The 7144-nt window shown below is 23.5% G+C and carries 8 protein-coding genes; 3 read left to right on the top strand and 5 right to left on the bottom strand.

The annotated features are described in order from the left end of the window. The first annotated feature begins 170 nt into the window (after positions 1-170). From MSROBK_RS00355 to MSROBK_RS00345, 3 genes are all read left to right on the top strand, one after another. Positions 171-308 carry a hypothetical protein gene (locus MSROBK_RS00355; protein WP_157944213.1) on the top strand — a complete coding sequence of 46 codons (138 nt, stop codon included), beginning with the start codon at positions 171-173 and terminating at the stop codon, positions 306-308. A 704-nt stretch (positions 309-1012) separates the two neighbouring features. Then, on the top strand, positions 1013-1942 hold the full coding sequence (locus MSROBK_RS00350) for a recombinase RecT (protein WP_052443407.1): 930 nt from the start codon (positions 1013-1015) through the stop codon (positions 1940-1942). Beyond that, on the top strand, positions 1927-2427 hold the full coding sequence (locus MSROBK_RS00345; RefSeq protein ID WP_133165035.1) for a hypothetical protein: 501 nt from the start codon (positions 1927-1929) through the stop codon (positions 2425-2427). The genes MSROBK_RS00350 and MSROBK_RS00345 overlap by 16 nt, the downstream gene beginning before the upstream one ends. A 205-nt stretch (positions 2428-2632) precedes the next feature. On the opposite strand, the gene MSROBK_RS00340 is transcribed toward MSROBK_RS00345, so the two are convergent. The 5 genes from MSROBK_RS00340 to MSROBK_RS00320 all read right to left on the bottom strand — a co-directional run bounded on the left by MSROBK_RS00340 (position 2633) and on the right by MSROBK_RS00320 (position 7077). Next, a complete protein-coding gene (locus tag MSROBK_RS00340; protein ID WP_133165034.1) occupies positions 2633-3010 on the bottom strand; it encodes a hypothetical protein in 378 nt (125 codons plus the stop codon). A 77-nt stretch (positions 3011-3087) separates the two neighbouring features. Continuing rightward, positions 3088-3720, bottom strand: a complete 633-nt coding sequence (locus MSROBK_RS00335; protein WP_040092481.1) for a hypothetical protein — start codon at positions 3718-3720, stop codon at positions 3088-3090. 2 nt (positions 3721-3722) lie between these two features. Next, the gene (locus MSROBK_RS00330) at positions 3723-4925 is read right to left on the bottom strand and encodes a hypothetical protein (RefSeq protein ID WP_040092479.1); all 1203 of its coding nucleotides are present in this window, start codon (positions 4923-4925) and stop codon (positions 3723-3725) included. Next, on the bottom strand, positions 4915-5832 hold the full coding sequence (locus tag MSROBK_RS00325; RefSeq protein ID WP_040092478.1) for a hypothetical protein: 918 nt from the start codon (positions 5830-5832) through the stop codon (positions 4915-4917). The genes MSROBK_RS00330 and MSROBK_RS00325 overlap by 11 nt, the downstream gene beginning before the upstream one ends. A gap of 6 nt (positions 5833-5838) precedes the next feature. Next, on the bottom strand, positions 5839-7077 hold the full coding sequence (locus tag MSROBK_RS00320) for a hypothetical protein (RefSeq protein ID WP_040092477.1): 1239 nt from the start codon (positions 7075-7077) through the stop codon (positions 5839-5841). Between the last annotated feature and the right edge of the window lie 67 nt (positions 7078-7144).

The raw sequence follows: 7144 nt of genomic DNA, 5'->3' as shown, positions 1-7144 counted from the left end.
ATAATGAAATATAATAATTTGTTTGATAAAACAACTATTTTTAAAACAGATTTTTTTTATACATTAGAAGAAGCGAGGATTACTGCTAATGTTGAAAATGAAAATCATTGATTAACAACTATTATTGATTTAGAAGATAGCAATATTAAATGACAAGGAGATAAATAATTATGTGAAAAGATGAAAATGGTTATGTTTATACAGAAGAAGATTTATTTAATTTAGCATTAGATGAATGTTATTCAGAAGAAAGTGCTTATGAATATATTGATAATTTAATTAATGAAATGGAATTAGAGGAAATTTAATTATGAAGATTTAAAATTAAATAATGAAGTTAAAAATATTACTTATCCGTTTTATTTAAAAGGAAATAATTTTAAAGAATTAAGCTTAAAAGCATTAACAATTAAAAAGTGAATTGATGAAAATGGACAAGAATTAGCAGAATTTATATATCGACAACAAGCTTGATTAATAAATGGAGAATATAAATCACAATCACTAAAAGATTTAAAATTAGTAGTTTCAAAAATTGATTATATTTTTAGAGAACCATTAGAAATAATAAAATCTTTTAAAGATGAATTAAATTTTATTAGAAAAGATATTTTAAATTTAGAAAATAATATTAAGAATAATCATGATTCTTTAAAAAATAGTGTCATTAATATTCAATTTCAAAAACAAAATAAAATTATTGAAACTCATAAAAAAGAGCAATTTTTAGAAATTAAAAGTATAGCAAAACAAGAACAAGAATTAAAAATTATTACTAGTAATTTTCGGAAAGAAAAATTATTAATTAAAGATATTGAGGTTATTGGTATTAATGATGATTTTTTACAAAATGCTGATAAATTAGAACTCATTAATCTTATTAAAAATTATTTAACTGTTGATGAACAAATTGTTAAAAATGAAATTAAAGATCAATGAGATAGTAATAAAGATATTAATTTAATTGGGGTTAAAGGTATTAATTTTAAAATAAATAAAGGAGAAAAATAACATGACAAATATTGTAGAATTTTTAAGAACAGATAAGGTAACTGATTGAATAAAAAGTAAATTTTCTAATGAAAATGAAATTGCAAGATTTAAAAGTAATATAATTGCAATATCAAATAGTAATGAATTATTACAAAAAGCAGATCCAAAAACAATTATGACTGCTTGTTATCAAGGTGTTTTATTAAATTTACCAATGGAAAAACAATTCGGTTATGCTTATGTAGTACCATATAATACAAAAATAACAAGAATTATTAATGGTCGTGAAATCCAAGAATGAATTAATCAAGCCCAATTTCAAATGGGTTATAAAGGTTATATTCAATTAGCCCAAAGAAGTGGCCAATATTTAGATATGTCAGTATCAGATGTTAGAGCAAATGAATTAATAAATTATGATCGTTTAAAAGGTACTGCTTTTAATTGAAATCAAAATGAAGATGAACGAGAAAAATTATCAATTATAGGTTATGTAGCATATTTTAAAATGGTTAATGGTTTTGAAAAAACTTTATATATGACAAAAGAGCAAATGGAAAATCATTTTATGAAATATTCTAAAACTTATGCTAAAAATAAATCATTTTATATTGCTAGTTTTGATGAAATGGCCCTTAAAACAGTATTAACATCATTATTAAGAAAATGAGGTATTATGTCAGTTGAATTACAACAAGCATATAAATCAGATCAAGCAGTTATTACAACTAATGATGAAAAGATTTATATTGATAATGATGCTACTTTCATCCAAAATAATGGGCATATTAACGATGAAACTTTATCAAATAATATAAATTTAAATTATAATACCCCACCTAATGATGAAATAGTGGACATAAACGATAATGTAGTTAAAGAAGAAGATATATCAAATGTAGTACCAGTAGTTAATAATAACAATGATGAAGAATGAGCCAATTGATAAAAATAGGTATTGACCCATCAGGAACTGGTACTACGGCTATTGTTGTTTATAAAAATAATAAATTAATAGATAAACAAGAATTTACAAATAAAGGCTGAAAAGAACATTATGAATTTATTATAAATTATTTGAAAAATGAAAAACTATTTGGGAAAATATTATCAAATAATCATAAACTAGAATATTTAATTTTTATAGAAAATTGTTTATATACAAATGCCAATGGCTCAAAAGATAGAGATGATTTATTGAAATTATTAGGTTCATTAGAAACGCAAGGATATATTGCTACTATTTCACCAAAACATACAAAATCAGTTGTTAAAAATATGGAAAATTTAAGTAAATATAATGATGGTTATATATGAAAATATGAAAAAGATGTTAATTTAACTTATCAATATGGTAAAAGTTGAAAATATAATAATGAAAAAATAAGTAATCATTTACGAGATGCAATTATTATTGCTAATTATGAAAGTTAATTTATGAAACATTCATATAATCAAAAAACAGGAAAATATTATTCTTGTAAAATTCGGAATATAAATGTTTACTTAAATGAAAATGAAGAACAAGTTTGAAATGAATTAAATTTTAATACTTATTCGCAACGAATTGAATATCTTATAAACTTTTATATAACACACAATAAAGAAAAATAAAAAATAACCAATTAAGGTTATTTTTTTAAATATTATTTGTTAATTGTCTAATGGCATCTTTTTGTGCTTGTTTTTTATCATTAACTTTAACTTGTTTTTTATCATTAACTTTAACTTGTTTTTTATCATTAACTTTAACTTGTTTTTTAACATTTTTAATTTGACCTGTTTTTAATGCTAATTCTGTTGCATAATCAGGTCCTCGTAAATGTTTTTCGTGGGCAATAACAGCAGTTCTTAATTCTCTGATTTCTGCTTTATATTTTTTAATTTTTTTAGCAGATAATCCTAGAATACCAAGACTACCCATTCCACCCGCACCCGCTAACACAAGTAAAGCAATCATTAATGTTTCATTCATTTTATTTAATTCCTTTCTTATTCTTACTCAAACAGTGGCCATCTATCCTTTCAGAACAAAATAATTTATAAATTAAACTATATAACCACCCAAAAATATCAACCGCCCCTATATATAGTCTATTTTAAATTTAATTCTTTGTTATTTTCTTCTTGTTTTTGTTTTTTAATATTTTCATTTTGTATATTTTTAAATATTTCTTCTGTTATGCCATCTAAATTATTTCATTGTTTTGCTAATCTTGGTTGAATAACACGCGGATTAATCCGACAATCTAAACAATGTCTTAAATGGTCTTTTTTTCATTTTGATTTATCAATTCAAATGATAATTAAAGAAATTATTAAAGTAATTAAAGATAATATTGTAAATACTAATCCCATTTTAGATATTTTTAATCTTGGTATATCAATTTTCATATCTACTTTTGGTTTACTACTAGCAACAAATATGCCCTGAATTCCATGCGTAAATAAAGGTGTTAATAAAATAGCAATGCCATTACCTCAATATTGACCATAATTATATCAATTAATATCATCTTTAATTGCATTAATAATTCCATATTCTAACCAACAATTTAATGCTAAAAATATCAATGTATAAAAACTAACTACTCAACTACGAATTTTATATTTTCTTTCTCATTCTCTAATATCTTTATGAGTTCAATTATAAGTTGGAATAGGGTCTTTTTTAAATCAATTTCAAGGTAACGCCCCCTTTAATCAAGTTGTTTTATCTTGCTTCATAATTAACTCACCAATTTTCTTTCAATTTTTAAATTACCTATATTTACATTATCATAAGAACTAATAAGACCATTTGTGTCAATATACCAACCTGAAACACCTTTACTATATGATACAACAATTCCACAACCAATATCAAAATCTTTAAAAGTTTCTACAAACATATATGGTAAAATTGAAAATTGACATCATATTTTATATTTAAATTTAGAACTATCAAAATCTTTAATTTGATATTCAGTTGCTGGTTTAAAATCACTAGTATCTACAAATTCTCAATCATTACCAACACTAATAGAAATATCACCATTACCTAATAATGAATTACCATTAATAGTTTTAATATTTTCCCCACTTACTAATTTATCTTGTTTAAGAATAATATCTTGTGATGTTTTTACAATATATTTATCATCTTGCTTATCAATATAATCTTTATTTAAATCACTATCTTTAATACCATATGATGGAATATCACCACTTTGTTTTGCTTTTCAGACATTATCTTCATAATAAATCGTGTTATTATCAAATGGAACTATTAATTTAATATATTCATTATAATCAATTTTAGAAAAATCATTAATAATTGGATAAGTAATATTTATTGAACCATCTGTTTGCAATCGCTCTTTTAATCAAAATAATAATGTTGGATAAAATGTTTTTTTAGTAATATATTTATATTCTTCTTCTCATGGATGAGAATAGTTTCCTAAATGATAATTATACGGTCTAGATACCGTTTTACTAGATATAATATCAATTATTTCACCTGCTAATTTTAAAGCATTTTTAACATCACGAGTAATATTTTCATTTGCTTCTGGGTCATTAGTTTGTGAATATGCTACACCACCTTGTGAAAATGAAGCACTACCAGTTAAATCATTAACTCCTTTTGGTAAATATCAATTTATAACTGCTAATAAACAAGCCGATTGAATATAACTTAATCATTTATCATATTCAATTAAACCAGTATTATCTTTTTTTACTCAGGGAAACAAATCTTTTTTATTAATTTTATCTGAAATTGTCCCACCTGATAATCTATCCATTCATAAACTAGTTTTTAAAATAGCATTATAAATTAAGTTATCATTACAAGCAGATTGCTTTCTATCATTAATAGGTTGTCAAAGTTTACTTTCTTTCACATCTTCAACTGTTATAAATAACAAATTACTTAAATTATTTTCCATATAAAACACCTCTTAATTGATTACGATATTTATTTTTTAAATTACTTGACTTATAACTATTAACTCTTGTTTTTGTTTTCTTAATTGTTTTGATAGTTTGATTAGTTTTGTAAAACATATTTTTAACTGGTGATTTATATAAATTCTTAATATTTTTAACATCACTTTTTCGTTCTCGATACCATTTTTTATTATTAATTTCACCAGCAAAATTAAAATTAAAATGGCCAATCTTTAAATTATTAATAAACTTTTTAATTTGTTGTAATTTTTGAACTGTTGGTAATGTTAATTTATTAGTTCCTTTGGGATATTTTTCTTTTAATCCTCTTGGCAGTCTTTTTTTAATATAATTTCTTAAATGACTAGGTAATCATTTTCTTAATCAATAACGTCAAAATAAAGTACCCGCATTAGAAACGGCATTACTTAATAATTTTCATATTTCAACTGGAACACTAGGATAAACATAAGGTCCATAAAACTTAGGATGTTTTGCTGTTTTTGTATATATTAAAATAGTTAAATTACCTGTTAAAGTTAATTTATTTGTAATATTAAACATACCACTATCAAGTCAACTACTATTTAAAGGTTGTCAATTAGTATTTAGATAATTTTCTTTTTTAAATTGTTCTCTATTTTTAATATTATTATCTTTTTCTAATTGACTTAATATTTGTTGAATTTCTCTTTTATGACCCTTTTTAATTAAATCTAAATAAGTAAATGGATTTAACCACCGATAAATATCTTCAATCTTATTTGTAATTTTTTGTAGCGGATTAGAATAATATGAAGCAAATTTGTTAACCTTATTAATTAAATTAACAAATTTATTTATTATTGATTTATTACCTAAATTCTCTGCTAATAAAGTTAAAATTCGTAATATTAGTAAATTCATTGTTTATTAAGAATTTTTAATTACAACATCAATTGGGTTTGTTTGACCCGTAGCGTTGTTTTTACCTTCAATTTGAACTGCAACAGTTTTATTGTTTGTAATATCAATTGGTCAATCTTCACCTTTACTTTCAATAAAGTAATCATAATCATTTTCTGTTAAAGAATTATTTACCGTTTTTACTGCTTTTAAAACAACATCTTTAAATTGTGGTTTTAATTGTTCTGCTGTTGTTTGTGTTGGGTCTGTAACGTGAATAGTTGGTTTATCTAATTTATTAATTTTACTAATATCAATTTTACTTGATGATGGAATTACATAATCAACAGGTACTCTAAATGTTTTATTTAAATTATTTTTAGCAGTGTTAATTTCCTCTTGTGTTGGTTGTTTTTCTAAAATAATCTTACATGTTTTAGGATATAAAATAGTTGGTGTTGCATATTGTACTTTACCAATTCATTTAGGGTTAGCAGTATCATTATCTAAAACTTGTTGAATAGTATCCATATTAATTGGATAAGCTCATACTTGTTTATTAATAATTAAACCATTTACATTAGTAAAATTATAACCTTTATCACGATTAACTTGTCCTTTTGTATATGTTTTTTCTAAATGAAAGCTTTTTGATACAGGAATACCCATTGCTGTATTTTCATATAATTCACCATTAACCATTGCTTTTAATTGTGCTTGTGAACCAATTACTTTTAAATAAGCAGGTGTTAATCCTAAATAGGCTCTACGACCTAAAACCATAAACATTTTATCGGTTGGCAAACCAAAATATAAATTACTAATTTGATTAGTTAATTCAATCAAAGTTTCATTTAATGTAAAGAATCCTTTATTTGCATCATCAGCATTTTCTGCTGTATAACTACGAAATGGAATTACTTCATATTGACCATCTGCCAAGCAATAATCATAAATAGCCTGAATTAATTCACATTCTAAATTAACAAATTTATTCTGTACAACACTAGAAATAGCATCAGCAATAACACCATTTTTAATATTTTTTTCTATTAATGCCAAGTCAAAAGCCTCATTCATTAATTTTAAATTAAATCTCTTATCAATAGGAACTGGAATTCTTGTTAATCCCATTGTTTGAGTTGTCCCACCATTTGGTAATGAATAATCATCTTGTCATACCACACGATGAGTTAAATTATATAGTGCTTGTCCTGCATTAGGTAATCAAGCAACTTGTTCTGCGGTTGCAGTAGCATACTGCATAATACTTGCATATTCATTAGACTTCTTGCGATACCCTTTTTTATTAAAATATTATTATAAAATATAA

Source organism: Spiroplasma poulsonii (assembly GCF_009866525.1).
Lineage (GTDB): Bacteria > Bacillota_I > Bacilli_A > Mycoplasmatales > Mycoplasmataceae > Spiroplasma > Spiroplasma poulsonii.
Note: the sequence above shows the minus strand (reverse complement) of the source record. Positions and strands in the feature narration are given on the sequence as shown.